24 protein-coding genes are annotated in these 26692 nt (G+C 68.8%); 13 read left to right on the plus strand and 11 right to left on the minus strand.

Going from position 1 to position 26692, the window contains the following annotated elements; genetic code table 11:
* Positions 1–175: 175 nt before the first annotated feature.
* The 4 genes from ACIRVH_RS10020 to ACIRVH_RS10035 all read left to right on the plus strand — a co-directional run bounded on the left by ACIRVH_RS10020 (position 176) and on the right by ACIRVH_RS10035 (position 5231).
* Positions 176–949, plus strand: a complete 774-nt coding sequence (locus ACIRVH_RS10020; protein ID WP_403950354.1) for an isoprenyl transferase — start codon at positions 176–178, stop codon at positions 947–949.
* Between the two features lie 373 nt (positions 950–1322).
* Entirely contained in the window at positions 1323–2648 is a 1326-nt protein-coding gene (locus ACIRVH_RS10025; RefSeq protein WP_403950356.1) for a PhoH family protein, read from the plus strand.
* A gap of 406 nt (positions 2649–3054) precedes the next feature.
* Entirely contained in the window at positions 3055–3747 is a 693-nt protein-coding gene (locus tag ACIRVH_RS10030) for a transglycosylase SLT domain-containing protein (protein WP_403950358.1), read from the plus strand.
* A gap of 131 nt (positions 3748–3878) precedes the next feature.
* The gene (locus ACIRVH_RS10035) at positions 3879–5231 is read left to right on the plus strand and encodes an AI-2E family transporter (protein WP_403950974.1); all 1353 of its coding nucleotides are present in this window, start codon (positions 3879–3881) and stop codon (positions 5229–5231) included.
* Between the two features lie 27 nt (positions 5232–5258).
* On the opposite strand, the gene ACIRVH_RS10040 is transcribed toward ACIRVH_RS10035, so the two are convergent.
* Together ACIRVH_RS10040 and ACIRVH_RS10045 are read right to left on the minus strand one after the other, a co-directional pair.
* Positions 5259–5792 (minus strand): alkyl hydroperoxide reductase, encoded by a 534-nt coding sequence (locus tag ACIRVH_RS10040; protein ID WP_403950360.1) that lies wholly within the window; start codon positions 5790–5792, stop codon positions 5259–5261.
* Positions 5793–5795: 3 nt separating this feature from the next.
* The gene (locus tag ACIRVH_RS10045; RefSeq protein ID WP_403950362.1) at positions 5796–6350 is read right to left on the minus strand and encodes a peroxiredoxin; all 555 of its coding nucleotides are present in this window, start codon (positions 6348–6350) and stop codon (positions 5796–5798) included.
* A gap of 136 nt (positions 6351–6486) precedes the next feature.
* On the opposite strand from ACIRVH_RS10045, the gene ACIRVH_RS10050 reads away from it, so the two are divergent.
* The 4 genes from ACIRVH_RS10050 (at position 6487) to ACIRVH_RS10065 (ending at position 9404) form a co-directional block, all read left to right on the plus strand.
* Positions 6487–7440 carry a LysR substrate-binding domain-containing protein gene (locus tag ACIRVH_RS10050; RefSeq protein ID WP_403950364.1) on the plus strand — a complete coding sequence of 318 codons (954 nt, stop codon included), beginning with the start codon at positions 6487–6489 and terminating at the stop codon, positions 7438–7440.
* 189 nt (positions 7441–7629) lie between these two features.
* Complete coding sequence (locus ACIRVH_RS10055; protein WP_403950367.1) at positions 7630–8523, plus strand: MarR family transcriptional regulator; 894 nt, start codon at positions 7630–7632, stop codon at positions 8521–8523.
* Positions 8524–8584: 61 nt separating this feature from the next.
* Positions 8585–8971, plus strand: coding sequence for a roadblock/LC7 domain-containing protein (locus ACIRVH_RS10060; RefSeq protein ID WP_403950369.1), 387 nt, complete (start codon positions 8585–8587; stop codon positions 8969–8971).
* A 4-nt stretch (positions 8972–8975) separates the two neighbouring features.
* The gene (locus tag ACIRVH_RS10065; protein WP_403950372.1) at positions 8976–9404 is read left to right on the plus strand and encodes a hypothetical protein; all 429 of its coding nucleotides are present in this window, start codon (positions 8976–8978) and stop codon (positions 9402–9404) included.
* 52 nt (positions 9405–9456) lie between these two features.
* Here the strand turns inward: ACIRVH_RS10065 and ACIRVH_RS10070 are convergent, their stop codons facing one another.
* From ACIRVH_RS10070 to ACIRVH_RS10080, 3 genes are read right to left on the minus strand one after another with little or no spacing between them, the layout of a single operon-like run.
* Positions 9457–11808, minus strand: a complete 2352-nt coding sequence (locus tag ACIRVH_RS10070; protein ID WP_403950375.1) for an ABC transporter permease — start codon at positions 11806–11808, stop codon at positions 9457–9459.
* The gene (locus ACIRVH_RS10075) at positions 11805–12494 is read right to left on the minus strand and encodes an ABC transporter ATP-binding protein (protein WP_403950378.1); all 690 of its coding nucleotides are present in this window, start codon (positions 12492–12494) and stop codon (positions 11805–11807) included. Before ACIRVH_RS10075 ends, ACIRVH_RS10070 begins: the two co-directional genes overlap by 4 nt.
* Positions 12491–13015, minus strand: a complete 525-nt coding sequence (locus ACIRVH_RS10080) for a PadR family transcriptional regulator (protein WP_403950381.1) — start codon at positions 13013–13015, stop codon at positions 12491–12493. The genes ACIRVH_RS10075 and ACIRVH_RS10080 overlap by 4 nt, the downstream gene beginning before the upstream one ends.
* A gap of 367 nt (positions 13016–13382) precedes the next feature.
* Here ACIRVH_RS10080 and ACIRVH_RS10085 point away from each other — a divergent pair, with 367 nt between their 5' ends.
* Positions 13383–15701: a transglycosylase domain-containing protein gene (locus tag ACIRVH_RS10085; RefSeq protein ID WP_403950383.1), complete on the plus strand. Its 2319-nt coding sequence runs from the start codon at positions 13383–13385 to the stop codon at positions 15699–15701.
* A 52-nt stretch (positions 15702–15753) separates the two neighbouring features.
* Here the strand turns inward: ACIRVH_RS10085 and ACIRVH_RS10090 are convergent, their stop codons facing one another.
* The 3 genes from ACIRVH_RS10090 to ACIRVH_RS10100 all read right to left on the minus strand — a co-directional run bounded on the left by ACIRVH_RS10090 (position 15754) and on the right by ACIRVH_RS10100 (position 20329).
* Positions 15754–17892 carry a SpoIIE family protein phosphatase gene (locus ACIRVH_RS10090; RefSeq protein WP_403950387.1) on the minus strand — a complete coding sequence of 713 codons (2139 nt, stop codon included), beginning with the start codon at positions 17890–17892 and terminating at the stop codon, positions 15754–15756.
* Between the two features lie 289 nt (positions 17893–18181).
* Positions 18182–18871: a DUF402 domain-containing protein gene (locus ACIRVH_RS10095; RefSeq protein ID WP_403950388.1), complete on the minus strand. Its 690-nt coding sequence runs from the start codon at positions 18869–18871 to the stop codon at positions 18182–18184.
* 72 nt (positions 18872–18943) lie between these two features.
* Positions 18944–20329, minus strand: coding sequence for a class II fumarate hydratase (locus ACIRVH_RS10100; protein WP_403950390.1), 1386 nt, complete (start codon positions 20327–20329; stop codon positions 18944–18946).
* A gap of 218 nt (positions 20330–20547) precedes the next feature.
* Here ACIRVH_RS10100 and ACIRVH_RS10105 point away from each other — a divergent pair, with 218 nt between their 5' ends.
* From ACIRVH_RS10105 to ACIRVH_RS10115, 3 genes are all read left to right on the plus strand, one after another.
* Positions 20548–20913 carry a hypothetical protein gene (locus ACIRVH_RS10105; protein WP_403950392.1) on the plus strand — a complete coding sequence of 122 codons (366 nt, stop codon included), beginning with the start codon at positions 20548–20550 and terminating at the stop codon, positions 20911–20913.
* Between the two features lie 178 nt (positions 20914–21091).
* Positions 21092–22624, plus strand: a complete 1533-nt coding sequence (locus ACIRVH_RS10110) for a recombinase family protein (RefSeq protein ID WP_403950977.1) — start codon at positions 21092–21094, stop codon at positions 22622–22624.
* 214 nt (positions 22625–22838) lie between these two features.
* On the plus strand, positions 22839–23276 hold the full coding sequence (locus ACIRVH_RS10115) for a hypothetical protein (RefSeq protein ID WP_403950394.1): 438 nt from the start codon (positions 22839–22841) through the stop codon (positions 23274–23276).
* Positions 23277–23531: 255 nt separating this feature from the next.
* Here ACIRVH_RS10115 and ACIRVH_RS10120 read toward each other — a convergent pair whose 3' ends face one another.
* Together ACIRVH_RS10120 and ACIRVH_RS10125 are read right to left on the minus strand one after the other, a co-directional pair.
* Positions 23532–24116: a hypothetical protein gene (locus ACIRVH_RS10120; RefSeq protein WP_403950397.1), complete on the minus strand. Its 585-nt coding sequence runs from the start codon at positions 24114–24116 to the stop codon at positions 23532–23534.
* A gap of 295 nt (positions 24117–24411) precedes the next feature.
* A complete protein-coding gene (locus ACIRVH_RS10125; protein ID WP_403950399.1) occupies positions 24412–25056 on the minus strand; it encodes a class I SAM-dependent DNA methyltransferase in 645 nt (214 codons plus the stop codon).
* Positions 25057–25390: 334 nt separating this feature from the next.
* Here ACIRVH_RS10125 and ACIRVH_RS10130 point away from each other — a divergent pair, with 334 nt between their 5' ends.
* Positions 25391–25969: a recombinase family protein gene (locus ACIRVH_RS10130; protein WP_393839646.1), complete on the plus strand. Its 579-nt coding sequence runs from the start codon at positions 25391–25393 to the stop codon at positions 25967–25969.
* Positions 25970–26294: 325 nt separating this feature from the next.
* Here the strand turns inward: ACIRVH_RS10130 and ACIRVH_RS10135 are convergent, their stop codons facing one another.
* A complete protein-coding gene (locus ACIRVH_RS10135) occupies positions 26295–26504 on the minus strand; it encodes a DUF397 domain-containing protein (RefSeq protein WP_403950402.1) in 210 nt (69 codons plus the stop codon).
* Positions 26505–26692: the final 188 nt, after the last annotated feature.

Genomic DNA, 26692 nt, shown 5'->3' on the forward strand with positions numbered 1-26692 from the left:
CGGGCGTCCCAGCCCGAGGGGCGCGGGGCTGTGCCGACAGACGGCTCCGCCGCGTGGGCGCGAGAAGCCCCCACCGGCCCGCACGAACCCCACCCTCGAACCCCCAAACCCCGAGCCCGAACCAAGCCGAAAGCAAGGGGTACGCTCAGAACCCGCCCAACCCCCGGAGGGTCCCGTGAACGTGCGCGACACGCTGCGCAGCCTGCTCGTCAGGCTCTACGCACGCCGGGTGGAAGGTCACCTGGACCACGACCAGGTGCCGAAGCACATCGGCGTCATCATGGACGGCAACCGCCGCTGGGCGAAGGCCGCCGGCTCCACCACGGTCCACGGCCACCGCGCCGGTGCCGAGAAGATCGAGGAGTTCCTCGGCTGGTGCAGCGAGACCGACGTCGGGGTCGTCACCCTGTGGCTGCTGTCCACGGACAACTTCGACCGCCCGCAGGATGAGCTGGGTCCCCTCCTCGGCATCATCGAGGACGTCGTCCGCACCCTCGCCGCCGACGGCCGGTGGCGGGTGCACCACGTCGGCACCCTCGACCTGCTGCCGTCCGGGATGCAGCGCACCCTCAAGGAGGCCGAGGAGACCACGGCCCACGTCGACGGGATAGTGGTCAACGTCGCCATCGGCTACGGCGGCCGCCAGGAGATCGCCGATGCCGTGCGCTCCATGCTCCTCGACGCCCGGGACAAGGGTGTGTCGATGGAGGACCTCGCCGAGTCCGTCGACATCGACATGATCGGCCGTCATCTCTACACCGGCGCCCAGCCCGACCCGGACCTGGTGATCCGCACCAGCGGCGAGCAGCGGCTGTCCGGATTCATGCTGTGGCAGACCGCGCATTCCGAGTACTACTTCTGCGAGGTCTTCTGGCCCGCCTTCCGCAAGGTCGACTTCCTGCGGGCGCTGCGCGACTACGCGGCACGTCACCGCCGTTACGGCGGCTGAGCCGCCTCGAACACTCCGCCCGTCACCACTGCGGCGGGTTGTTCGGTTCACCCCGGTTGGGGCGCAAGTAACAAGGAGTTCACCAGGGCGCTGTTGGCCGCTTTTGCATGGGGGTGCATGTTCGAGGGCATAAGCCAAGCAGGTCGACGCCCGAACCACGGGTGTCGGATCTCAGCGGGCGGCACGGGGCCGTCCGCCCGGGAGGCCCTTTGCACCAGCCCGACCGTGCGGTCACTGCACGGAAGCAGCCGCGGAGGTCCGGTGTCCGGCCCGCCGTTCGCGGGGGCCAGGGACCGGTCGCAATGCTCCCTCCCTCCCGGCCCGGCTTCCACTTCGTCGCTCCCCGACCTCATCCGAGGGGGTACGTCCTTCCGTGGTGACCAGCACAAAGCGCCACAAGTCAGACCGGCGCACGTATGTTCTCGACACCAGCGTTCTGCTGGCCGACCCGAACGCCCTGACCCGCTTCGACGAGCACGAGGTCGTGCTCCCCATCGTCGTGGTCACGGAGCTGGAGGCCAAGCGGCACCATCCCGAGCTCGGGTACTTCGCCCGTCAGGCCCTGCGCCTGCTGGACGACTACCGGGTCAAGCATGGTCGCCTCGACGCCCCCATCCCGATCGGGGAGCTGGGCGGAACGATCCGTGTCGAGCTCAACCACTCGGACCCCAGCGTGCTGCCCACCGGCTACCGCCTGGGGGACAACGACTCCCGCATCCTCGCGGTGGCCCGGAACCTGCAGGCCGAGGGGTACGACGTCACCGTCGTGTCGAAGGACCTGCCGCTCAGGATCAAGGCCTCCTCCGTCGGTCTGCTGGCCGAGGAGTACCGCGCCGAACTCGCCATCACGGAGAACTCCGGCTGGACCGGAATGTCCGAACTGACGCTCTCCGGCGAGCAGGTGGACATCCTCTTCGAGGAAGGCCACCTGTACGTCCCGGAGGTCTCCGACCTCCCCGTGCACACCGGCCTGACCATCCAGTCCGAGCGCGGCAAGGCGCTCGGCCGGATCTCCGCCGAGGGCAACGTCCGTCTGGTGCGCGGCGACCGGGAGGCGTTCGGCATCAAGGGCCGCAGCGCCGAGCAGCGCATCGCGCTCGACCTGCTGCTCGACCCGGACGTCGGCATCGTCTCGATGGGCGGCCGGGCCGGCACCGGCAAGTCGGCGCTCGCGTTGTGCGCGGGTCTGGAGGCGGTCCTGGAGCGCCGTCAGCACCAGAAGGTGATGGTCTTCCGGCCGCTGTACGCGGTGGGCGGGCAGGAGCTGGGCTATCTGCCGGGCTCCGAGGCGGAGAAGATGAGCCCCTGGGCACAGGCCGTCTTCGACACGCTCTCCGCGGTCACCAGCCGTGAGGTCATCGAGGAGGTCACCGCGCGCGGGATGCTGGAGGTCCTGCCCCTGACCCACATCCGGGGCCGCTCCCTGCACGACGCGTTCGTGATCGTCGACGAGGCGCAGTCGCTGGAACGGAACGTCCTGCTGACCGTTCTGTCCCGAATCGGCGCGAATTCGCGGGTCGTTCTCACCCACGACGTGGCACAGCGGGACAATCTGCGCGTAGGCCGCTACGACGGTGTGGTCGCCGTCGTGGAGAAGCTGAAGGGGCATCCCCTCTTCGCGCACGTCACGTTGACGCGTTCCGAGAGGTCCCAGATTGCGGCGCTTGTGACCGAAATGCTGGAGGACGGTCACATCTGACGTACATATGACGTACGCCTGTTGGCGCCGTCCGGCAAAGGTCAAGAGCCTAGCCGGGCGGCGCCTTCGCGTGTGGGGGTTTCCTGAAATCCCTGGGGGCAAACGAGGTGTGAGCTTTCACACGCAACTCAGAATTGCCACCCGGTGTCGGGTTACGGCAGAGTCTCACTCCTGTCAGGCCCCGCATACGACACACCTGTACCCCCAGCGGTACGGCACCACAGAAGCACCACCTTCAACTCCATAGAGTCGTCGTATGCCGCCCGAGCATCATGCGGCGCTCCCCTCGCGGGAGTTGCCCACCGGGCCCGCGCCTCCCGTGACCCCGCAGTTGGGAGGCCAGTGCCAAGGGGCACGATTGCGTCCGCCAGGGTCACCGAAGCGGGCGATGCTGGAAGGAAACCGTGTGAGCCGGATTTCGGTCCGGGGATTCGCAGTGGCATCGGCCACCGCGGTCACCGCCGTCGGAAGCGTTGTCGGCGTTGCCTCGGGCAGCACCGCGCAGCCCAACGACGCCGAGGCGACGGCAGCCGACACCACGCTCCTCGCGGACATACCCGCGGGTCAGCAGGCCCAGGTGCAGACCGCGTCCCTGACGCAGCAGGCCGACTCGCAGGCCATCGCCGCGGACGTGAGTGCCAAGAAGGACGCCGAAGCAGCTGCCCGCAAGGCCGCCGCCGAGACCGCGGTCGCCAAGAAGGCTGCCGCCGAGAAGGCGGAGAAGGAAGCCAAGGCCCGCGCGGAGGCGAAGAAGGCGACCACCCGGTCGACCCGCGACTCCTCCAGCTTCCCCGTGCAGAGCAACTACACCGTCGCGCAGATCCAGGCGATGGCGCGGCAGATGGTCGCGAGCGGCCAGTTCCAGTGCTTCAGCAACATCGTGGACCACGAGTCCAGCTGGAACTACCACGCGACCAACGCCTCCTCCGGTGCCTACGGTCTCTTCCAGGCCCTGCCCGCCGGCAAGTACGCGTCCGCCGGCGCCGACTGGCAGACCAACCCGGCCACGCAGATCAAGTGGGGCCTCAACTACATGAACAGCCGGTACGGCAGCCCCTGTGAGGCCTGGTCGTTCTGGCAGGCCAACCACTGGTACTAGGCCGCCCGGCTCTGGCTCAACCCTGCGCAGCCCCTCCCCGTCCTAGGGGGAGGGGCTTTCGCCCTGTACGGTCGTACCCGAACGACTCCAGGGGGGAGTGGTGGCGGGGACGCGGGGGAAGAGGGCGGATGATGTCGCGAGTGCCAGGGTGGCTCGGTCGGCTCGGTGCCGGACTGACCGAGATGAGCGAGCGGCTGGACGAGCGCCGCGCCGAGGTGGAGCAGGACACCGCCCCCGAACCCGCCCTCGCCGAGCGGCCCGCCGACCCGGTGGTGCCCGCACCCCGGCCCGCCGTTCCGTCCGGCCCCCGACCCGACCCCGCCCAGGCCGTGCCCTGGGGTGTGCGCGTCGCGGCCGAGGCCGGCTGGCGGCTGCTGGTCCTGGCCGGCACCGTGTGGGTCCTCATGCGGGTCATCAGCGCCGTACAACTGGTGGTCTTCGCCTTCGTCATCGCTCTGCTGATCACCGCCCTGCTCCAGCCGACGGTCGCCCGGCTCAGGCGCCGCGGGGTGCCGCGCGGTCCGGCCACCGCGATGACCGCCATCCTCGGCTTCGTCGTCATGGGCCTGATGGGCTGGTTCGTGACCTGGCAGGTCATGGAGAACATCGACACGCTCTCCACCCAGATCCAGAGCGGCATCGACGACCTGCGCAACTGGCTGTTGAAGAGCCCCTTCCACGTCACCGACAAGCAGATCAACCAGATCGCCAAGAACCTCCGCGAGGCGATCGGCGCCAACGCCGACCAGATAACGTCCGCCGGTCTGGAGGGCGTTCAGGTCATCGTCGAGGCCCTGACCGGCATCCTGCTGGTCTTCTTCTCGACGCTGTTCCTGCTCTACGACGGCGAGCGCATCTGGCAGTGGTTCCTCAAGCTGGTGCCCGCCGCCGCCCGCCCGGGCGTGGCCGGCGCCGGCCCGCGCGCCTGGCGCACCCTGACGGCCTACGTCCGCGGCACGGTCCTGGTGGCTCTCATCGACGCCATCTTCATCGGCATCGGCATCTACTTCCTGAACGTGCCGATGGCCGTCCCGCTGGCCGTCTTCATCTTCCTGTTCTCGTTCATCCCGCTCGTGGGCGCCGTCGCCTCCGGCGCGCTGGCGGTGATCGTGGCGCTGGTGACGCAGGGTGTCTTCGCGGCCGTCATGACCCTCGCCGTGGTCCTCGCCGTCCAGCAGATCGAGGGCCACGTCCTGCAGCCGTTCATCCTCGGCCGCGCGGTCCGTGTCCATCCGCTCGCGGTGGTCCTCACGGTGGCGACCGGCGGCATGGTGGCGGGCATCGGCGGCGCTGTGGTGGCCGTACCGCTGGTGGCGGTGACGAACACGGTGGTGGGTTATCTGCGGCAGTACTCGCAGGAGGCTCAGCTTCAGTCAGCCCGTCCGGCGTTTGAGGACGAGGCCGTTGAGGCCGATGGCGGGTCCGGGGTCACACCCGTCGGCAACGGCGCGCAACACGCGGAAGACCCCGCCCACGAGATGTGAGCGGGGTCCCGGGAAGCCACGGCCGGACTACTCGGAGAGAATCGCCTCCGCGTCCAGCGTGACACCGACCGCCTGAATCACCGAGGCGATCTTGAACGCCTCCTGGACGACCTCACGGTCGACCCCGGCCTTGCGCAGCACCTGCTCGTGCGAGTCCAGGCACAGCCCGCAGCCGTTGATCGCGGAGACCGCGAACGACCACAGCTCGAAGTCGACCTTCTCCACGCCCGGGTTGCCGATGACGTTCATCCGCAGGCCCGCGCGCAGGGTGCCGTACTCGTGGTCCGACAGCAGGTGACGCGTCCGGTAGAAGACGTTGTTCATCGCCATGATCGCGGCCGCGGACTTGGCCGCGGTGTACGCCTCGGGCGTGAGGTTCGCCTTCGCCTCGGGCTCCAGCTCGCGCAGGACGATGGGGGAACGGGAGGCGATGGCGGTCGCCAGCACCGTGCCCCACAGCTGCTGCGCGGGCAGGTCGGAGTTGCCGATGACCGAGCCCAGGTTGAGCTTCAGGTCCTTGGCGTAGTCCGGGACGCGGGACTTCAGTGAGTCGAGCGACATGGGTCACTCACCGGCCAGCAGCGCGCCCGGGTCGAGCGTCTCGTCGCCCTTGCTCCAGTTGCACGGGCACAGCTCGTCGGTCTGCAGGGCGTCCAGGACCCGCAGGACCTCCTTGGGGTTACGGCCGACGGAGCCGGCGGTCACCATGGAGAACTGGATCTCGTTGTTCTGGTCGACGATGAAGACGGCGCGCTTGGCGAAGCCGTCCTCGCCCTCGATGCCGAGGTCGCGCATGAGCTCGTGCTTCGAGTCGGCCATCATCGGGAACGGCAGGTCGCGCAGGTCGTCGTGGTCCTTGCGCCAGGCGTGGTGGACGAACTCGGAGTCACCGGAGAAGCCGAGGACCTGGGCGTCGCGGTCGGCGAACTCGTCGTTCAGCTTGCCGAACGCGGCGATCTCGGTCGGGCACACGAAGGTGAAGTCCTTGGGCCAGGCGAAAACGATCTTCCACTTGCCCTCGTAGGTCTTGTGGTTGATCGACTCGAACTCCTTGCCCTTCTCCAGCGAGACGCAGGCGGTCAGTTCGAACTCGGGGAACTTGTCACCGACAGTGAGCACTAGCTCTCCTTGCAGCGAAGAAAAGCCCCTTTTGAGGGCGTTTTCTCGTATGGGTTGGACGCCGTTGATGGTGGCACAGGGTGCATTGATTAGTGAAATAGCTACACTCGGTCTTGTTGATCGGAGGTAGTTATCAGTGACCATCAGTAACGGCAAACGGAGGCAGCCGAGCCTCGCACAGCTGCGTGCCTTCGCCGCCGTGGCCGAGCATCTGCACTTCCGGGACGCGGCGGCCGCCATCGGGATGAGCCAGCCCGCCCTGTCCGGCGCGGTCTCGGCGCTGGAGGACACCCTGGGCGTGACCCTCCTCGAGCGTACGACCCGCAAGGTGCTGCTCTCGCCCGCCGGTGAGCGGCTGGCCGTACGGGCGAAGGCGGTGCTGGACGAGGTCGGGGCGCTGCTGGAGGAGGCCGAGGCGGTCCGGGCGCCGTTCACCGGAGTGCTGCGGCTCGGGGTGATCCCGACCGTCGCGCCGTACCTGCTGCCCGCCGTGCTGCGGCTGGTGCACGAGCGGTACCCGCAGCTCGACCTCCAGGTGCACGAGGAGCAGACCGCGAACCTCATCGACGGCCTGAACTCCGGCCGGCTCGACCTGCTGTTGCTGGCCGTCCCCCTCGGTGTGCCGGGGGTCGTGGAACTCCCGCTGTTCGACGAGGACTTCGTGCTCGTCACCCCGCTGGACCACTGGCTCGGCGGCCGCGAGGGGATCCCGCGCGAGGCACTGAAGGAACTCAACCTGCTGCTCCTGGACGAGGGTCACTGCCTGCGCGACCAGGCCCTGGACATCTGCCGGGAGGCGGGGCGGGAGGACGCTCCGGTCACCACCACGGCCGCCGGGCTCTCCACCCTGGTCCAGCTCGTCGCGGGCGGGCTCGGCTGCACCCTGCTCCCGCGCACCGCCCTCAAGCTGGAGACCACCCGCAGCAGCCAGCTGCTCACGGGCTCCTTCGCGGAGCCCGCCCCGAGCCGTCGTATCGCCCTCGCCATGCGCACCGGCGCGGCCCGCGGCGCGGAGTACGAGGAGCTGGCGACCGCCCTGCGCGAGGTCCTGGGTCCGCTGCCCGTACGGGTGTGGGACGGCGGCGTCTGAGGGCCGGGCACCCCTGCACGGGAATCGATCAAATGAGCTTCCGGTAAAGCGCGTCGGACGGCATCAACCGTCAACTTCCGCCAGCTCGGGACAGGTCGGAAAGGCCTGACTGAAATATGCCTACGAACTGATACACATACCCCCTCAGTGCGACGCGTCACGCGTCTGTGCGAAGAGCCGAGGGGAGTGATGTCGGACGTGCGGGACGCCCTGGGCCGTGTCGGCTACGACCGGCTGGCGCACGCCCTCACGACCTGCGGGCACGCGGAGTTCACCGGAGAGCTGCGGGTGTCCGGCCGTCCCGGCGGCACCTTCCACCTGCGGGACGGACTCGTGGTGGCGGCCGAGAGTCCCGGCGCCCCCGGCCCCGAAGTGCTGCTGCTGCGCACCGACCGCATCGACGCCGAGCGGTGGGCCGAGCTGGTACGGGAGTCCGACGGAGCGCGCTGGCCGGCCGCGGCGCTGGTCGCCCGCGGCTACGCCGGGGCCGCTCAGCTCAGGGTGGTGTGCGTGATGGCGCTCCACGACGCCGCGTTCGCCATCGTCGCGGGCCGGGTGGACGGCTGCGAACGCATCGTCGGCACCGAACCGCACGCCCCCGTCACCGTCGGCGAGACCCCGGCCCGGCTGGTGCAGGACGCGGCCCGAAAACTCGCCGCCCTCGCCACCCTGCCGTTCCCGGTCGGACCCGACCGGGAACGCCCGCTGCCCGCCGCACCGACGGGCCGCCCGCTCACCGGGCTGCAACAGGAGCTGCTCGCCCACGCCGACGGCCGCCGCACCGCACGTGACCTGGCCTTCTGTGTCGGCCGGGGCGTCTACACCGTCACGGTGGAGGTCGCTCGGATGCTCGCCGAGGGGTTCCTGGAATGCGCCGGCGCGCCCGCGGAGATCCCGGTCCGGCTCCACCCGGAGGTACAGGTCGTACGGCACCGCGACCCACCGCCGGAGCCACCCCCCGTGCCCACCGTCCTGCCGCGCCGCGAGCCCGGCGCCAGCGGCATCACCGAAGCCCTCGCCCCGCCCAAGAACGGGACGAGCTGGAAAGGGTTCTTCCGGCTGCGGCACACAACCGCCGAGTGAGAGAGGCGGACAGCCCGCCGCGACGGCTGAACCCGATCGAAGAACAAGGGAGTTCCACCAGATGAATCGTGAAGCGCTGGCGCTGGAGATGCGCGGGCTTCGGGAACAGGTGACAGGCATCACCGACACCGCCGTCGCGGCCGCCGACGGACTGCTCATCGCGTCCGACACCGCCGAGTCGATAGACCCGGAGGGTCTCGCGGCCCTCGCCGCGGCCGGCCTCGGCCTCGCCCGCCGTACCACCCAGGCCACCTCGCGCGGGGTGCTGCGGCAGACGGTGGCCTACGGCAGCCACGGATGTGCCGCGTTCTACGCCGTCGGCGACACGGCGCTGATGGTCGTGCTCGGTGACGAGGGACTCGACCTGGAGAGCCTGCACCAGGCGACCCGGCCGGCCCTCGACCGCATCGGCACGATCCTCACCGAGAAGACCACCGAAGGAGTGTGAAGGGATGGCGACGAAGCGTATGACTCCGGGTTTCTCCGACCAGGTGATGAGTCTGGTCAAGACGCTGCGTTCGAACGCGCCCGACTGCGTGGCGGCCGGCGTGGTCGACATGTCCACCGGCATGCTGTTGTCGTACGAGACCGTGGACAACCACCCGCCCGAGGTCCTGGACCTGCTGGCCGGGGCCACCCTCGACCTGTTCCAGGGGCGTACGGTCGTGATGATCGAGGACATCTTCAAGGAGCGCCGCGGGGTCTCCGACGACAGCCACTTCTTCCAGGAGATCCTCGTCAACAGCGACAACCTCACCCACCTGTTCGTCAGGATGAACGAGCAGCAGGACGTCGTCGCGGTCGTCGTCTGCCGTAAGTCGGTGAACGTCGGCATGCTGCTGGCCCAGGCGCGCAGGGTGGTGCGCGAGCACAGCCTGTGAGGAACCGGACATGGGCCCCTCCCGGCGGGGAAGGGCCCATGCGGTGGGCCTGCTACTCGGTGCGCAGGCCGTCCGGGCGCATCAGCCGCCACAGCGGCGGCAGGCTCAGCAGGGTGACCACGAGGACGACCGTCGCGCCGATGCCGGTCATCGTCAGCACGCTCGCCCAGTCGACGGCCACCGTCGCGCCCACCATCTTCAGCAGCACCGCGCCCAGCGTCAGCCCCACGGTCGAGGCGAGCAGCAGGCCGAGCGCGATCGGGATCGTCGTCTGCCACAGCACCGACAGGCTCAGGGTGCGCCGCCGGGTGCCGAAGGCGATCAGCGCCGACAGCAGCTTCTTGCGCTCGCGCAGCTGCTCCAGCTGGGACACCAGCAGGCTCGCGCCGATCAGCGCCAGCACGCAGGTGGCACCGACGAGCAGGCCGGTCCGGATGGAGGTGAACTTCGTGGACTTCTCGGTGGACGCCCACACGATCGTGTCCGCCAGCGGGTCGATCCGGGCCGCCGTGTTGCGGACGTACTCGTGCACGTCCGGCACCGACTCGTCCAGGGACAGGTACACCTGACCGCTGACCAGCCCGGCCATCCGGTGCGGCACGGCGGCGGGGGTCATCAGGAAGCCGCTGTCCGTGTTGTCGTTCGGGCCCTTGGTCGCGCGGACCTGCTTCAGGCCGCTCGGCACGGACCAGACGAAGTCCCGGCCCTTGTAGAAGCCGTTGCCCGTGTCGAAGTAGAGCTTGCGGCCCGGCTCGGCGAGCTTGGCCGCGTCGGCGTCCATCCCCTTGTCGCCGCCCCGCGCCACGAAGACGTCCCCGTCGTGGCAGGACGTCAGCCGCGCCACGTCGCGCAGCGCGGCGCAGTCGCCGACGGTCACGCTCGTCGAGGTCTTCGGCCCGTTCTCGCCGTTCCAGCTCTGGTCGCCCACCGTGAGATCGCCGAGCGCGGTGGCCTTCCGTACGCCCTTGGTGGCGGCGAACTTGTCGGTGACCGAGAGGAAGGCGTCGCCCCGCGACATCTGGACCTGCATCTGCGTCCGCGTGACGTCCTGGCCGGTGACCTTGGTGTAGTCGCCCTCGACGCCCGCGAACAGCATCTGCAGGGCGACCGCCCCGGCCACCGCGACCGCGATGCCGTTCACCATGCGGGCCGCCGAGCCGCTGTTCAACTGCAGCCGTCGTACCGCCAGTTGCCAGGCGACATTGCCCGAGCCGAGCCGGACGACCACGGCCTCGACGACCCACGGCAGCAGCGCGGTCACGCCGACGAGCAGCAGCAGGACGCCGCCGATCACCAGGTACTGGTTGAACTCGCCGTTCGACCGGCCCTGGCCGATCATCGGGGCGAGCATCGCGAGGCCGCCCAGCGGCAGCAGCAGCCGCCACCACAGCCGGCGCCGCGAGGGCTTGGCCGTGCGGACCACGCCCAGCGGCTCGATGACCACCCCGCGCATCGCGAACAGCGTGACCAGCACCGCTGCCGCCGGGACGGTGACGGCGACCAGCAGGGCCAGCGCGGGCGTCGGGTTGAGATAGCTGGGGAACACGCTGATGTCCAGGATCTCGACCGTACCGGCGAGATGACGGCCCAGCAGGAAGAAGACGGTGCCGAAGACCAGTCCGACCAGGGAACCCGCGAGCGCCTCGCCCGCGGCGATCCGCCGGGTCATCCGGCTGTCGGAGCCGACCAGCCGCAGCGCGGCCAGCCTGCGGTCGCGCCGCTCGCCGCCGAACCGTACGGCCGCTGCGATGAACACGGCGACCGGCATCAGCAGCACCACGAACACGACCAGCACCAGCAGGATCAGCACGGGGTCCGTCTTGTCGGGCGGGCTCGGATGCGGATTCCCGAATGCGGTGATCCGGGCCGTCTGCCAGCCGTTGATGCGCGGTGCCAGGTTCTTCGCGCCGGCGTAGTAGGCGAGTTCGTGCGAGCCGATGAGCCCGGGCTCGCCGATGGTCCCGACCACCCGGTACGGCAGCCGGTCGCGCAGCAGCTTCCCGTCGGAGGAGTCGAGCAGCCGCTTCAGCGCCGGGGAGACGACCATGTCGCCCGGTGCCGGGTACTTGGCCAGGCCCGGTGCGAGCGGTGCCCGCGGCCCCTCGGGCTCCACCAGACGGCCGCGGATGTCGGACCCGTGGTAGTTCGAGTTGGCATCCGAGATCACCAGGGTGTCGGCGGCCTTCGGCTTGTGCTTCTGGTCGTAGGTGTAGTCCAGGCGGGCCTCGTCGCGCTCGTGCCGTACCGCCAGGGCGTTCGGTATGGCGGTCGTCAGCAGCAGCAGCGCGACGCCGAGCCCGACACCGACCGCCGTCAGCAGCACCCGGACCCAGCCCTCGCGCCCGCCGCTGACGGCGAACCGGCCCCCCATGGCCAGATCCCTGGACCACTGGCGAACGTTCATACAGCCCGCTCCATGTCCCGGGACTTCCCGTCGCGTACGACGATCTCGCGGTCGGAGTAGGCGGCCACCCGTGCCTCGTGCGTGACCAGCACCACGGCGGCGTTGGTCGAACGGGCCGCGTCGGTCAGCAGCTCCATCACGCGCTCGCCGTTGAGGGAGTCCAGCGCGCCGGTCGGCTCGTCGGCGAACAGCACCCGGGGCCCGGTGACCAGCGCCCGCGCCACCGCGACGCGCTGTCCCTGACCGCCGGAGACCTCACCGGGCCGCTTGTCCTTGAGGTTGTCGACCTCGAGGCGCTCCATCCAGCCCAGTGCCGCCTTCTCGGCCGCCTTGCGGGAGGTTCCGTTCAGCCGCAGCGGAAGCGCCACGTTCTCCACGCAGGTCAGCTCCGGGACGAGCTGCCCGAACTGGAAGACGAAGCCGAACTCGGACCGCCGGAGCGCACTGCGCTGGGCGTCGCTCATCGTCGCGAGCTCCTGCCCGTTGTACGTGATCGAGCCCGAGTCCGGCGGCACGATCCCCGCGAGGCAGTGCAGCAGCGTCGACTTGCCGGACCCGGAGGGGCCCATGATCGCGACGACCTCGCCGGGGTGGATGGAGAACCCGGCGCCGTCGAGCGCGACGGTCGGCCCGTACGCCTTGCGCAGGTCCTGGGCTATGAGCAGGGAACCGGGGGGAGGAGTCACTTGGCCACCTCCGCACTGAGCTTGTCGAGGCGCGCGGCGGTCAGCTCGAGCCAGCGCAGGTCCGCCTCCAGGTGGAACAGCGCGTGGTCGCAGATCAGCTGGTCCGCGAGGTCGCCCTTGCGCTTGCGGTCGGTCAGGATCCGCATGCTGCGCAGGTGCTCGGAGCGCTGGGTGTCGAGGACGTCGGCGGCGTTCCGGTGGGTCAGCAGCGCCAGGACGACCTTGGTGTAGAGGGTCGACTGGAGGTACTCCTCCGGCTTCTCCGGGGTCGCGAGCCACCGCTCGACGTCCGTGATGCCGGCGTCGGTGATGGCGTACCGCTTGCGCTCGGGCCCGCCGCCCGCCTCTATCCCGTCGACCTCCACGAGGCCGTTCTTCAGCAGGCGGGACATCGTCGAGTAGACCTGGCCGTAGTGCAGCGGCCGGTCTTGACCGAACTTCTCGTCGAAGGCCCGCTTCAGGTCGTAGCCGTGCCGGGGGCCGGACTCCAGGAGTCCTAGAAGGGTGTGACCGATGGACATGGCAGCACTCTACACACGGTGTATACGCACCATGTATACGCGGAGTGTGTAGATCATGGCGGGGGGTGTGCGAGGGGTGCGGTGATGCAGGTGGGGACCGATTGTCACTGTTCGGAAACAGGCGGCCGGTGCCGGCGCGCCGCCCCGGCGGCGGTGAGGATGGCCGACACGCCCAGGACGGCCTCTGGATGCGAGACGGTTCACACGTACGAGTGGGGAGCAACCTTTTGCACCCCGAATCCGTCGGTTTCTTTGGGGCGGGTGCTGATTGTCACGTCCGTAAAAGTACGGATCAGGCGCCCTTTGTCATATAGACGGGTGTTAGCTTTCGGAGCTGACCCCGAGAGGAAGCGGAGCGTACAGAGCCATGGGACGAGCGGAAGAGAGACGAGCGCGGCAGCGCGGCCACCGCGCGGCGCCCCAACGCCGCCGCTCCACCCCCGCGGCCGGTGCCAAGCCCGCCAAGGGCCGAATACGCCGGCTCTTCACCTGGAAGAAGATGCTCGGCACCTTCCTGGGCCTGTGCCTGCTGGGCATCGGCGGCTTCATCGTGCTGTACCTGGTCGTGGACGTCCCGGAGGGCAACGCCGCCGCCAGGCAGGAGAGCAACGTCTACAAGTACAGCGACGGCAAGGTCCTGGCCCGGGTGGGCGACGTGAACCGCGAGAGCGTGGAGCTGGCCAAGGTGCCCAAGGAGGTCCAGCACACCTTCGTCGCGGCGGAGAACAAGTCCTTCTACCACGACTCCGGAATCGACGCGAGGGGTCTGGCCCGAGGCCTGTTCAACACGGTGACCGGCCGAGGCACCCAGGGTGGCTCGACGATCACCCAGCAGTACGTGAAGAACTACTACCTCAACCAGGACCAGACGGTCACCCGCAAGCTCAGGGAGATGGTCATCTCCCTGAAGGTGGACCGCCGTATGACCAAGGACCAGATCCTCGCGGGCTACATCAACACCAGCTACTACGGCCGCAACGCCTACGGCATCCAGGCCGCGGCGCAGGCCTACTACCGCAAGGACGCGGCCGAACTGAGCGTCCAGCAGGGCGCCTACCTCGCCGCGCTGCTCCAGGCGCCGAGCCAGTACGACTGGGCGGCCGCGGGTCCCGTGGGCAAGAAGCTGGTCGAGGCACGCTGGAACTACGTCCTGGACAACATGGTCAAGCAGCACTGGCTCGACCCCGCCAAGCGGCAGGCCATGAACTTCAAGAAGGACGCGATCCCCAAGGACCCCAGGGGGACGCCCGGTGAAGAGGGCCAGAAGGGCTATCTGGTCCGGCTCGCCAACCAGCAGCTCGAACAGCAGCTCATGAAGCAGCAGGGGCTGACGCAGGCCCAGGCGGAGAACGCCGTCGTGGACCGCGGCTGGACCATCACCCTGAACATCGACAAGAAGAAGCAGGTCGCGCTGGAGAAGGCGGTCAAGTCCCAGCTGACCAGCAAGCTGAACGCGAAGAAGCGCAAGGTCGACGGCAACATCCAGGCCGGCGCCGTCTCGGTGAACCCCAAGAACGGCAAGATCGTCGCCCTGTACGGCGGTCAGGACTACTTCAAGCACTACTTCAACAACGCGACGCGCCGCGACTACCAGCCCGCCTCGACGTTCAAGCCGGTCATCCTCGCCGCCGCGCTGGAGAACAACGCCACCACGCAGACCGGCAGGCAGATCGCCGCGAACACCGTCTACGACGGCACCAGTGGCCGCCAGGTCGTCGACCACGGCAGCAAGGTCGGCTTCGGCCCGCCGAACGAGGACAAGGTCGACTACGGACCCATCACCGTCCAGAAGGCGATGAACCAGTCCGTCAACTCCGTCTTCGCCCAGATGGGTGTCGATGTGGGCATGACCAAGGTGATGGACACGGCCAAGCAGCTCGGCATGGACACCGACGGCATGCAGGCGGTGCCCGCGCAGACGCTGGGCTCGATGGGGGCCAGCCCGCTGGAGATGGCCGGCATCTACGCCACGTTCGACAACCATGGCTACAAGGTGACGCCGGGCATCCTCAAGTCGGCGGAGCAGAAGGGCCGTTCGGTCGACATCCCCAACCCGATCGGCAGCCAGGTCATCGACCGCACGGCCGCCGACACGGTGACCTCCGTGCTGACCGGCGTGGTCGACGACGGTACGGCCAAGAGGAACGTGGCGAACAACCCGCTGCGCAACGGCCAGCAGGTGGCGGGCAAGACCGGTACCTCGGACGAGAACAAGTCCGCCTGGTTCACCGGCTACACGCCCGACCTGGTCACCTCCGTCGGCCTGTTCGGCGAGGACAACAAGACCAAGGCCCACGTGTCCATGATGGGCGCCACCGGCCTGCTGCCGTCGCCCGGCCGGGTCAACGGCGGCACCTATCCCGCGCAGATCTGGGCGGCTTACACATTCGGTGTCACGGGCCAGGCCAAGTTCGACCTGAACACCACCCAGGGCGCGGCCGTCCAGCCGACGGACACGCCGACCTTCAGCCAGACCCCGTCCCAGACCCCGTCGAACACCCCGAGCAGTGCTCCGCCGACGTCCACGACCCCGTCCACGACGCCGACGCAGACACCGACCCAGACGCCCACCACCGGCGCCCCGACCACGGGGACCCCGACGACCGGGGTCCCGACCACCGGGACGCCGACGGGCGACCCCACGACCGATCCGCTCGACGAGGGCAACGGCGGGCTCGGCCAGTAGATCCGCGCACGGAAAGGGCGCCCGGGGACTCCCCGGGCGCCCTTCGCCGTCCTCAGGCCCGGTTCAGCTCGAACCAGACCACCTTGCCGGTGCTCAGCCGGGTCGCACCCCATCGCCGGGCCAGCCGGTTGACCAGGTACAGCCCGCGGCCGCCCTCGTCCGTGGCCCGGGCCTGGCGCAGCCGCGGCAGCTGCGGGACGTCGTCGCCGACCTCGCAGCGCAGCACGTCGGTGCGCAGCAGACGGAGCGTGACCGGCCGGGAGGCGTAGCGCACGGCGTTCGTGACCACCTCGCTGACCAGCAGCTCCACCGAATCCGTCAGCTCCTCCAGGTCCCAGCGGGCCAGCGCGCGGCGGGCCAGCCGACGGGCCTGGCCGGGCGCCGTCTCCTCCGGATCCAGGGACCAGTACGCCACGTCGCTCGGCGCGATCCCGTCGAAGCGGGCCGCGAGCAGCGCGATGTCGTCGTCCCGGTCGCCCGGGCCCAGCATGTCCAGCACCTCGTCGCACAGGGCCTCGAGGGGCGGCGGATGGTCCGGACCGGTCAACTGGGCGGTCGCGGCGAGCCGTTCGCGCAGTTGCTCTATGCCGGTCCACACGTCCCGCAGCCGGGACTCCACCAGGCCGTCGGTGTACAGCAGCAGCGTGGCCCCGGCCGGCGCGTCCAGCTCGACCGCCTCGAAGTCCACCCCGCCGACGCCGATCGGCGCGCCCGGCGGCACCCTGAGCACCTCCGCGCGGCCGCCCAGGTGCAGCAGAACGGGCGGCGGATGACCGGCGTTGGCGATGGTGATGCGGTGCGTGACCGGGTCGTAGACGGCGTACAGGCAGGTCGCCATGCGGTCGGTGCCCAGCCGCTGCGCCTGCTCGTCCAGGTGGTGCAGCACCTCCTGCGGGGGCAGGTCGAGCCCGGCCAGGGTCTGGGCCGTGGTGCGCAGCTGGCCCATGATCGCCGCCGACGTCATGGAGTGCCCCATGACGTCACCGACCACCAGCGCGACCCGGCTGCCGGGCAGCGGGATCGCGTCGTACCAGTCGCCGCCCACCCGGGCGGTCTCCGCGGCCGGCAGATAGCGCGAGGCCAGCCGCACCCCGGTCGGGCGGGGCAGGGTCTCGGGCAGCATGGTGCGCTGCAGCTCGTCGGCGATGTAGGCCTCCCGGCCGTACAGCACCGCCTTGTCGATGCCGAGCGCGCTGTGCGTGGCGAGCTGGGCGGCCACCAGCAGGTCGTCCGCCTCGAACGCCAGCCGCTCCGGACGGCGCAGGAACAGCGCCGCGCCGATCACCCGGCGCCGGCCGCGCAGGGGCGCGAGGATCGCGTGCTGTCCGCTCGGTACGACCGCCTCGCCGCCCTCGCCGAGCAACTCGGGCAGCGCGGCCCGGGCGGCGGGCGCGTCGGCGAACACCGGCCGCACCCCGCGCAGCACCTCGTTCAGGGCGCCGCCCGGGCGCACCTCGCACAGCTCGGTCGTCAGCGACGACAGCTCCGAGAGCGCCGACGACTCGGGCTCCGGCTCCGGGAACGGCGGGAGCAGCAGGCCCTCGGTGTCCCGTTCGTCCGGTATCCGGTCGGTGCGGCGCAGCCGCAGCACCACCGGGCCGGTGGGCCGCTCGTCACCGACCGGCAGCGGGTCGCGCAGATAGACCAGGATCGCGTCCGAGAACGTCGGCACGGTGGCGCGGCACAGCCCCATCACGATCTCGTCGAGATCGATGCCACGGGCGATCCGCCGGGTCGCCGCGCCCACGAACCTGAGCCGGTCCCCGTCGCGCCGCATCGGCATCGGCCGCCCCGGCGGCAGTCCCCGCCCGGTACGGCGCTCCTGGCCGCCCGGCGCCCGCTCCTCCTCGGCGCCCGGCTGCGGCGGAATGGCTTCCGGCGCGGGGCGCGGGCGGTGGTCCCCCACGCTCGAATCCCCTCGCGCGGGAGGTGCCCCCATCGGTTCCGCGGTGGCGGGCTGGGAGTGCTCCGGGCCGTTGACTGGGGGCTCCTTCCCCTTGTTCCCCTTGCCGCAGGGTGCGGTCGTCCCCGGGCCGGAGGGCGGTCCGTCCGCCCGGGCCTGGGCCGGTAAGGCCGAGGCGCCGTGCGGCTTCGGGGTACGCAAGAGCGCCCCGCGGGCCTCCGCGGGGTCGGCGCCCGGCTGGGGGCGCTCGTAGGAGATGGGGTGCTCCGTCACGCGTGTCGAATCCATCCGTCCGGGGCTGCGCGCCGGGCGCGCAGATGGTCCCGCCGAAATCCCGATACCCGGAATACGTGCCCCAGGAACGGAATTCCCGCGTGGTCAGAGGTTGTTCCTGTGCCGCCGAAGAACCCGCCCGGGCCAGGGCAGGCCCCGGTGGTGTTGCCCTCGTACCCCTTGCTCACGTCCTGCCGCCCCTCGGTGACGTCTGGTCAAGCCCGGCGCACGCTCCGGTAGTTACTGTCGCGCCCCCTTGCGGAGGACGATCCTACGGTTGTGGACCGGGGGCGCATCAAGGGTCTCATGAGGACACGTGCGCGGGCGTACGGTCCCAGTCCTCGGGGAGTGACGGTACCGCCCAGGAGGGGTCCGGGCGCCAGTGCTGCCAGCCGTCCGAGAACGGCGGGCCCCAGGCGCCGATCGCCTCCACCGCGTCCCGGCCGGCCGTCCGTACCCGTCCGGCGGTCGCCTCGTCCATCAGCCCGTCCCGCTGGGCCTGCGCGAACTCGTCCTCGTCGCGCCAGTGCCAACTGCGGTCCGGGTGCACCGAGATGTCCAGGAAGTAGTCCACGGAGTCCACGCCGCTCGTCCAACGAACCAGCGGCTGCTCCAGGTTGACGTACCAGTTCTTGAAGCGCCAGCCCGGATCCCAGAACAGCCAGACCGACCAGGGCTCGCCGGGCCGGGCCAGCTTCAGCACGCCCGTGCCGAACCACCGGTCCCGCTGCACCGAGCGCGGCTTGGTGTAGCGGGTCTCCAGCGGCTCCAGATGGACGGACGTGCCGTCGGCCAGCACCGGCTTGACGCACTCGGTGCCGGGTGCCAGCCACACCGCGAGCAGCTCCTCGTCGTCCCGGGCGACGGTGACGGGCCGCGCGATGTGGAAGTGCTCGCCGGCGTTCTCCCGGTACCGCCACAGGATCTGGGTCCCGGGGGTCCAGCGCGTCGCAGGTCCCGCCGCCACTCGTCTCACCGCTCCGTCGTCCGTCATGCACAGATATTAGGTGCCGCAGGCATACGACGCTGCGGCGGGCGTCACGGTTCAACGGGGCGGGGCCACTTGTTACGGGCGCGTCATCCGCAGGACATCCAGCGCCTCGTCCAGCTGCTCCAGGGTGAGGTCGCCGCGCTCCACGTACCCGCTCTCCAGCACGACCTCGCGGATGGTCTTCCGTTCGGCCAGGGACTTCTTGGCGACCTTCGCGGCCTCCTCGTAGCCGATGTACTTGTTCAACGGGGTCACCACGGAGGGTGACGACTCGGCGTACTCGCGGGCCCGTTCGCGGTCGGCGACGATGCCGTCGACGGTACGGTCGGCCAGCAGCCGCGCCACGCCCGCGAGCAGCCGCACGGATTCGAGGACGTTCTTCGCGATCACCGGGAGCATGACGTTCAGCTCGAAGTTCCCGGCGGCGCCGGCGGTGGCGATGGTCGCGTCGTTGCCGATCACCTGGGCCGCGACCATGAGCACGGCCTCTGGGATCACCGGGTTGACCTTGCCCGGCATGATCGAGGAGCCCGGCTGCAGGTCGGGCAGTCGGATCTCGGCGAGCCCGGTGCGCGGCCCGGACGCCATCCACCGCAGATCGTTGGCGATCTTCGTCAGCCCGACCGCGATGGTGCGCAGTTGCCCGCTGGTCTCCACGATCCCGTCCCGGGCGCCCTGTGCCTCGAAGTGGTCCCGGGCCTCGGTGAGCGGCAGCCCGGTGGCCCGCGCGACCTCCCTGATCACCGCGGCGGAGAACCCGGGCGGCGTGTTGATCCCGGTCCCGACGGCCGTGCCGCCCAGCGGCAGTTCGGCCAGCCGGGGCAGCGAGGCGCGCAGCCGCTCGACGCCGTACCGCACCTGGGCCGCGTACCCGCCGAACTCCTGCCCCAGCGTCACCGGCGTCGCGTCCATCAGATGCGTCCGCCCGGACTTCACGACGTCCGCGAACTCCTCGGACTTGCGGGTCAGGGAGGCGGCGAGGTGCTCCAGCGCCGGGATCAGGTCGTGGGTGACGGCGCCGGTGGCGGCGATGTGGAGGGACGACGGGAACACGTCGTTGGACGACTGCGAGGCGTTGACGTGGTCGTTCGGGTGCACGTCCCGGCCGAGCCGCTCGGTGGCGAGGGTGGCGATCACCTCGTTGGTGTTCATGTTGGACGAGGTCCCGGACCCGGTCTGGAACACGTCGACGGGGAAGTGCTCGTCCCACTTCCCGTCGGCGACCTCGGCGGCCGCCTCCTGGATCGCCTCCGCGACGTCCTTGTCCAGCACCCCCAGCTCGGCGTTCACCGTCGCCGCAGCCGCCTTGATCCGGGCCAGCGCCTCGATGTGCGCCCGTTCGATCCGCTGCCCGGAGACGGGGAAGTTCTCGACGGCACGCTGGGTCTGCGCCCGCCACTTGGCGTGGGCGGGGACCCGGACCTGGCCCATGGAGTCGTGCTCGATGCGGTATTCGCTCATGCCGGTGTCAGCGATCGGGGCGCGGCGGTTGTTCCGGACGGTGGGCCGCACGGGGCGACGGGGTGACGCCGGTCTGCTGCATTGGCACCACCGACGTCACCGGGTCGGGGGACTGCTCCACCGGCCGCCGGGCCAGACATCACGGATAAATGTGACTATCAGCCCAAGGTGACAGGGCGACTCCCCGCCGTCACCACGGCTGGCAGGAGGACCGATCGATGAACCTCACTCCGAAGCGCCTGCTCGGCGCCACCGCGGCGGTGTCCATAGCCGCGGCGACTCTGCTGGGCGCGGGTGCCGGCACCGCCGGCGCCGCCGGCAGGGCCTACTGCGACCGCGCGGAACGGCCTGTATGGAGCGGCGATCCCAGTCGCAACATGACCGGTCATGGCTGCGACATGCCGTCCAACGGGCGGCGCTGGTACACCGTCGAGGTCGACACCCTCGTGCAGCCCCTCCACAAGAGGGAGTATCGGAACGGACCGGTCGACCGGACCGTGACGCTGCACGACAGAACCGTCAGGTGCATGGGCTACACCACCAGCGGCGACACGGTGAACTGGTTCGGCTGCGTACCCCACTGACCCATGGACCGAGGTCGGTCCGGACCGGCCCGGCGCCGGGCGGCCGCTTCCCCGACGGGATGCGCCGGCCGCCCGGCCGGATCCGGCGGACGGGCCCCGTCCGCCGGTCAGGCCAGCGTGGACCCTCGTACGATCGCCGCCATGATCAAGCATCCGAGGGGTCCTGGGCGCTGTCCGCCTGTCCATCCTCAAGGACGACACCACCAGTCCCGAGAAGCAGCGGCAGGCCGTAGAGCACTGGACTGCTGGCCCCGCCGTGGACGGTCGCATTGCGGGCTGGGCGGAAGACCTGGACGTGTCCGGTGCGATGCACCCCTTCAAGCGACCGGGCCTCGGTCCCTGGTTCAACGAGCGGGCCGACGAGTGGGACGTGTTGGCCGTCTGGAAGCTCGACCGCCTCAGTAGGAAGGCGGGCCACTTCGGCGAGGTCTTCGAGTGGTGCCAGAAGCACGGGAAGTCCATCGTGTCCGTGACCGAGGGCATCGACATGTCCACCCCCATGGGCAAGATGTTCGCTCAGATCATCGCCGCCTTTGCCGAAGGCGAGTTGGACACCATTCGCGCCCGCGCGCTTTCTGGCTCGGCCGCCCGCAAGGCCAAGGGCGTTTGGATCGGTGGCGTCGAGCCGTACGGGTACCGCTTCGAAAGGCAGGAAGGCGGCGGAAAGAAGCTCGTTCAGGACCACACGTATGCGGAACTGTTCCGAGAGATTGTCGAGCGACTAAAGGGCGACTGGTCGTCGTACAAGATCGCACTTGATCTGAATAAGCGTGGCGTTCCCACTTGGCGGGATCATCTTCGAATCGTGAAGGGGGAAGATCCGAGGGGCGTTGCCTGGACTGCCAACGCGATTCGCGCCATAGCTATGAATCCCACGGTGGCCGGCATCTACACGTACAAGGGCGAGAACGTCGTAGACGAAAACGGCGAGAACGTTCGGATCACTGATGATCCGTTGATGGATTTTGCCGAGTGGTCAGAATTCGTGGCCGCCCTCAAGGGTGATCGTCCGGTTAGGCGGTCCACCCCTTCACGGTCGATGCTGGGCGGTGTGGCTGCCTGCCAGGGTTGCGGCGCCCGGATGTCGTCCAACAAGAAGACGAAGCCGAACGGCCGCGTGCATCACTACTACGCCTGCAACAACGTCAACACCGGAACGTGCTCAAACCCTGGCCGCATTCGCCGCGATGACCTAGACATGGCGGTTGGGACTTTCGTGAAGTTCACTCTCGGCCCGCTCCCGGTTATGGAGCGGGCCGGTAATTCGATCAGTCAGGCCAAGGTCGAGCTTGCCGAGGCCGAAGCGACGCTAGACCGACTGGAAGCCGATTACCTAGCTGGACGGTTCAAGACCGACGTTCAGGTTGAACGCTACTGGGGGCAACACGAATTCCAGTCGGCCAAGGTTGAACGCCTGAGGGAGGAAATCAAGACTGCCGAGGATGCCCCGGCCTGGAAGGAGACGGGTCGGACTTACTCCGAAGAGTGGACGACTAAGGATGACGAACAGAAGCGTGTGTTCCTGCAACGGCACGGCATAACTGTGACGGTGGGGGCCACGGAAGACGGGAGCCGACGAGTCGTCTGCAAGATGGCTGAGCTTGCCGAGATCGCCAAGGAAACCGGGCTTCAAGTTCCCGAGGGATACTGGTTGATCGAGCCGGAAGCGGAATACATTCTGCCGAAGCAGATGGCTTATAAGCGGAAGTAGGTAGGGCCGCCCACGCTCCCAACCCTTGCCCCCGTCGCGTGTAAACGCTTCGGGGGCCTTTCCATGCCCACGCTCGGCCCCCTGACCGTTTAAACGCTCTTCCTTGATTCCGCCACCCCTGGCGGGTTAAAACCTAGGCATAGAAGACCGCACAGCGGCCCCGGATAACCGGGGCCTTTTCTGTTCCCGCATCCCCCGAAAGGAAACCTGACCGATGACCTTTGCCGAACAGTACGCGGACGCTATCGCGGGGCGCAGAGTGAAGCTGCGAAAGCGCGGGTTCGCCCTTGCGGCCGAGGCGGCTCCCCCGACCGGGCAAGCCGCCCTGTGGTATGCCGACGCGGTTCTATGCGTGCCACGTAGCGGTCAGGCCGTGGCCCGGCAGATAGCCCGCCTCTGCGGCGACGAATCCGAGGTGACTGTTCCGTGGCGTTCGCTTGCCGATGCTGTCGGCGTACGCGACCGGGCCGGGAACCTTCGCCGCTATACCGAGCGTGGAGTGAAGGCCCTGATCGATGCCGGATGGCTCGAAGTCGAGACGGTTGGGAGCAAGCGCGGGGCGAAGACGACGTTCCGCCTCCTGGCGGGTGACCGTTCCTCGGAGTGCCTGGGCTGGATCGATGACCGGGAATGGTTCACCGAGGCTGCCTGAACGGCCCTCGGCGACTTATGGCCTTAGTAAGGCCCCCTCGGGGGCCGTTAGCTGCTGCGCTCCGCTGCGCAGCTATGCCCTGGCCGATCAAGGCCAGGGAACTTATGGCCTTAGACAGAAGCAGCGCCCCTCTAAGGGCGCTGCTCTATAGAAGCTTACTAGCGTTCGCGTCTCGCCCTGGCCGAGGAATGGAGGCCAGGCTTCATAGCAACCTAGAGGCACCCCGTGGAAGGTGCCTCTATCTGCGAGACAGAATTACTCAGCTTCAACGACGTCTGAGGACGAGTCGTCCTCGGCGTCGAGTAGGCCGCCGAAGTGACCAAACACCCAACCATCGACCATGGTTGGGTAAGCGTCTATCAGCATCCTCGGAAGAGAGTCTTTCGGCTCATCGAGGTGGAAGCACCATTGCGACACGACGTTGTCGCCCAAGGCTAGATCGGCTACAGCAGCGCGCAGCCGCGCTGCATGCTCCAAGATGTCGCCTTGACTCACGGCAGATATTGCGCCTACCGAGGCTCCTTCATGCGCAATGGAGTTGCGGGCTTTCCTCGCCCCATCGAGGGCGTCGAAGTCGGAGGTTCGCGAGCCGAGCGATGTGTTCGCTAGGTCTCGCAACGTTCCCCCGAGCATCTTGTCCGGGGGCAGACCATTGATCATCTCTTGCAGACCCAACACCGGGTCGGCTTGTGCAGCCTCGGCAAGGTTGGCCATCCGCAAGACGTACTGACACTTCGACTCGAAGGCATTGGCCAGATGCAACGCGCGACCAGCCGACAGGAAAAGCGCGTCCAACAACCGTGGCTCACGCGGCTTCAGATAGCTCAGCGACCAACCCATGCGATCCACGGTACTGACACCGTCAAGGGGATTTCGGCCGGCTGACGGGGAAGGCGCCGGTGTTCAGGTCGCGGAGGCTCCCACATGGCCCTGGCCACCGGAAAGAGCTGGGAAGGGGGGGCTGAAACTCTGAAGGCATCCTTCCGGGCACCCGCGCCCTTCCTTCCGAGCGCACGGCCGCACATTAACCCGAACTGGTGGGAATCTGCGCCTATGCTTAACGCATCGTAGCGACCCCTCCCGCGTATATCTGGATTGCGCTGTCCTATCGGTCGCAACCGGAACGCTGGCGGGGCTAGGACTGACGGCGCGCGAAAAGGACCGCCCCTGGAACACTCTCATCAAGGTCGAGCAGCATTTGGGCCTCGACCGTGAACCCAGCCTCGCTTAGCCAGGCCGCCACTTGGTCGGGTTGGCGGCGGTGGACGTAGACGTTCATCGGATAACCGCCGTAGCCCTGCGTCTTCAGCCTCGACTCGTCGCCGACGTGAAAGCCGAGCAGCAGTGGTCCGCTGGGACGCAACACCCGCCGGAAGTGGCCGAAGACCGTGGGGACGGCATCGTCGGGGACATGAATCAACGACCAAAAAGCGAGCAGGCCGACAACCGAAGCGTCGGAGAGGTCGAGGTCTGTCATCGAGCCCACCTCGAACCGCAGGCCGGGGTGGTCGCGCCGAGCTACGTCGATCATCACGGGTGAGAGGTCGATACCGAAAGCGTCCACAGCCAACTCATGCAGGTGAGCGGTGACGTGTCCAGGTCCGCAGCCCACGTCCGCCACCGGCCCGCCACCAGCGGCGTGCACCAAGTCGGCGAACAACGCCAGAGCCGCTCGAAGGTACGGTTCCCTGGCCAAAGCCTCGCGTATTCGGTCGGCATAGCTGACCGCGACCGTGTCGTAGGAAGTCCGGGTGTCTGCTAACCAGCGGTCCGCGTTCATGCCTCGACACAGTAGTCCAGTGATCAGGACGCCGTGCACAGCCAGCGCACCGCGTGATCATCGTTTCGATGCCGCAAGACACAGGCTGACGACCCAGATCAACTGGGATCAACAACGAACCAGACCAGGTCATCCGAGACGGAGGCCAGACTCCCCAAGAGGGAACATGCGCCCACGTCGCTCAGTGGGGGACCCGTAGATCCGTCTCGAAAACGGTGGTTAGTGGATCAGTGGGCGAAGGGGCCACTCTCGGGCCCCCGGTCGTTCCAAAAGTCATTCCAGAACCTTGCTCTGAAGCCTTGGGTTTCGGAATGGGTTTTGGAATGATCGGGGCATGGGGACGAACACCACCACCGGTCACCTGATCGGCTACAAGCGGGTCAGCACCAAGGCGCAGGATGCGCAGCTTCAGGCTGACGCTCTGGCTGAGGCCGGCTGTGCCCGAGTCTTCGAAGACAAGGCTTCGGGTAAGAACATTGACCGCGCGGGCCTCCTGGCCGCACTCGACTACATGCGCGAGGGTGACACGCTCGTCGTCTGGAAGCTGGACCGCCTTGGACGGTCCACGAAGGACGTGCTGACGATCGCCGAGGATCTGCACGCCCGAGGCATCGCCCTGCGCATCCTCACTGGCACTCTCGCCGGTAGCTACTCGCCGAAGGGTGAGGGGAAGTTCTTCTTCACGATGATGGTCGCCTTCGCCGAGCTTGAGCGAGACATGATCGTGGAGCGCACCCGTGCCGGTTTGGAAGCGGCCAAGGCTCAGGGCCGCACCGGTGGCAGGCCCAAGGCCATGACCGAGGACATGATCGCGGCGGCCAAGGCTCGCCGGGCCGCTGGTGAGTCTTACGGGGCGATCGCTAAGGCTCTCGGGGTCGGGCAGGCCACCGTTTACCGCCACCTCTCCGAGTAGGCGCAGCAGCGCCCAACAGGAACCCCCGCGCTCTCGGGCCGGGGGTTCCTTCGTTCCCTGTACGGCCATCGCTGCGACGCGGGGAAGCCCCGCCCATCTGCCACGGGGGAACGACAGACGGACGGGGCCGACAGCGGGCCCGCTCAGTGCTCGCGTGGCCGGACGGGGGCACGGGTGGCAGCGTTACGCCACCACCACAAGCCCCGGCAGGCAGGCGGTGAGAGCCAGAAGAACGCCCCGCACCGCGCGCACCACGGCAACCCGTTCTCGGGGTCCATGGGGCACTCGGCGTTACAGCGGGGGCACTTCGGCACGGGACCTACTCTCAGGCGCTCAGGTCGTACTCACCTGCCTTCACAGCGGCCGTCAGGTCGGACCACTGCGCGGCCGTCATGGTGACGATGGTCTCGGGCCGCTCGCTGTCCCGCAGCGCAACCACGCCAGGCACGTTCAGCGCCACCTCAGGGCAGTTGTTCACCCGTGCGTCACGGCATGCCGCCGTCTTGACGAACTCGAATTCGGGGACTCTGCTCATGCTGCCGTTCCCTTCTCCGAACAGCGGGGATACGGTCCCCGCGCTGTCGTACAACCCGCCCCGGCTGCTCGACCTGTCCACGGTTTCCACCAACCGGGGGCGGGAGTTCATAGGTTGTGCGTCGCGGCAAGCGTGATGATCAGGCCGCAGGCGAGCCAGGTAACGAACACGACGGCTGGCCAAGCTAT

The organism is Streptomyces sp. NPDC101165 (assembly GCF_044768135.1).
Lineage (GTDB): Bacteria > Actinomycetota > Actinomycetes > Streptomycetales > Streptomycetaceae > Streptomyces.

Excerpts from the sequence above, each read along its gene's own strand:
- ACIRVH_RS10095 (WP_403950388.1), bottom strand. The coding sequence starts at position 18,871 with ATGACGGACGACGGAGCGGTGAGACGAGTGGCGGCGGGACCTGCGACG.
- ACIRVH_RS10085 (WP_403950383.1), top strand. The coding sequence starts at position 13,383 with ATGGGACGAGCGGAAGAGAGACGAGCGCGGCAGCGCGGCCACCGCGCG.
- ACIRVH_RS10070 (WP_403950375.1), bottom strand. The coding sequence starts at position 11,808 with ATGAACGTTCGCCAGTGGTCCAGGGATCTGGCCATGGGGGGCCGGTTC.
- ACIRVH_RS10060 (WP_403950369.1), top strand. The coding sequence starts at position 8,585 with ATGAATCGTGAAGCGCTGGCGCTGGAGATGCGCGGGCTTCGGGAACAG.
- ACIRVH_RS10100 (WP_403950390.1), bottom strand. The coding sequence starts at position 20,329 with ATGAGCGAATACCGCATCGAGCACGACTCCATGGGCCAGGTCCGGGTC.
- ACIRVH_RS10120 (WP_403950397.1), bottom strand. The coding sequence starts at position 24,116 with ATGGGTTGGTCGCTGAGCTATCTGAAGCCGCGTGAGCCACGGTTGTTG.
- ACIRVH_RS10065 (WP_403950372.1), top strand. The coding sequence starts at position 8,976 with ATGGCGACGAAGCGTATGACTCCGGGTTTCTCCGACCAGGTGATGAGT.
- ACIRVH_RS10055 (WP_403950367.1), top strand. The coding sequence starts at position 7,630 with ATGTCGGACGTGCGGGACGCCCTGGGCCGTGTCGGCTACGACCGGCTG.
- ACIRVH_RS10135 (WP_403950402.1), bottom strand. The coding sequence starts at position 26,504 with ATGAGCAGAGTCCCCGAATTCGAGTTCGTCAAGACGGCGGCATGCCGT.
- ACIRVH_RS10090 (WP_403950387.1), bottom strand. The coding sequence starts at position 17,892 with ATGGATTCGACACGCGTGACGGAGCACCCCATCTCCTACGAGCGCCCC.
- ACIRVH_RS10130 (WP_393839646.1), top strand. The coding sequence starts at position 25,391 with ATGGGGACGAACACCACCACCGGTCACCTGATCGGCTACAAGCGGGTC.
- ACIRVH_RS10040 (WP_403950360.1), bottom strand. The coding sequence starts at position 5,792 with ATGTCGCTCGACTCACTGAAGTCCCGCGTCCCGGACTACGCCAAGGAC.
- ACIRVH_RS10035 (WP_403950974.1), top strand. The coding sequence starts at position 3,879 with ATGTCGCGAGTGCCAGGGTGGCTCGGTCGGCTCGGTGCCGGACTGACC.
- ACIRVH_RS10125 (WP_403950399.1), bottom strand. The coding sequence starts at position 25,056 with ATGAACGCGGACCGCTGGTTAGCAGACACCCGGACTTCCTACGACACG.
- ACIRVH_RS10080 (WP_403950381.1), bottom strand. The coding sequence starts at position 13,015 with ATGTCCATCGGTCACACCCTTCTAGGACTCCTGGAGTCCGGCCCCCGG.
- ACIRVH_RS10105 (WP_403950392.1), top strand. The coding sequence starts at position 20,548 with ATGAACCTCACTCCGAAGCGCCTGCTCGGCGCCACCGCGGCGGTGTCC.
- ACIRVH_RS10115 (WP_403950394.1), top strand. The coding sequence starts at position 22,839 with ATGACCTTTGCCGAACAGTACGCGGACGCTATCGCGGGGCGCAGAGTG.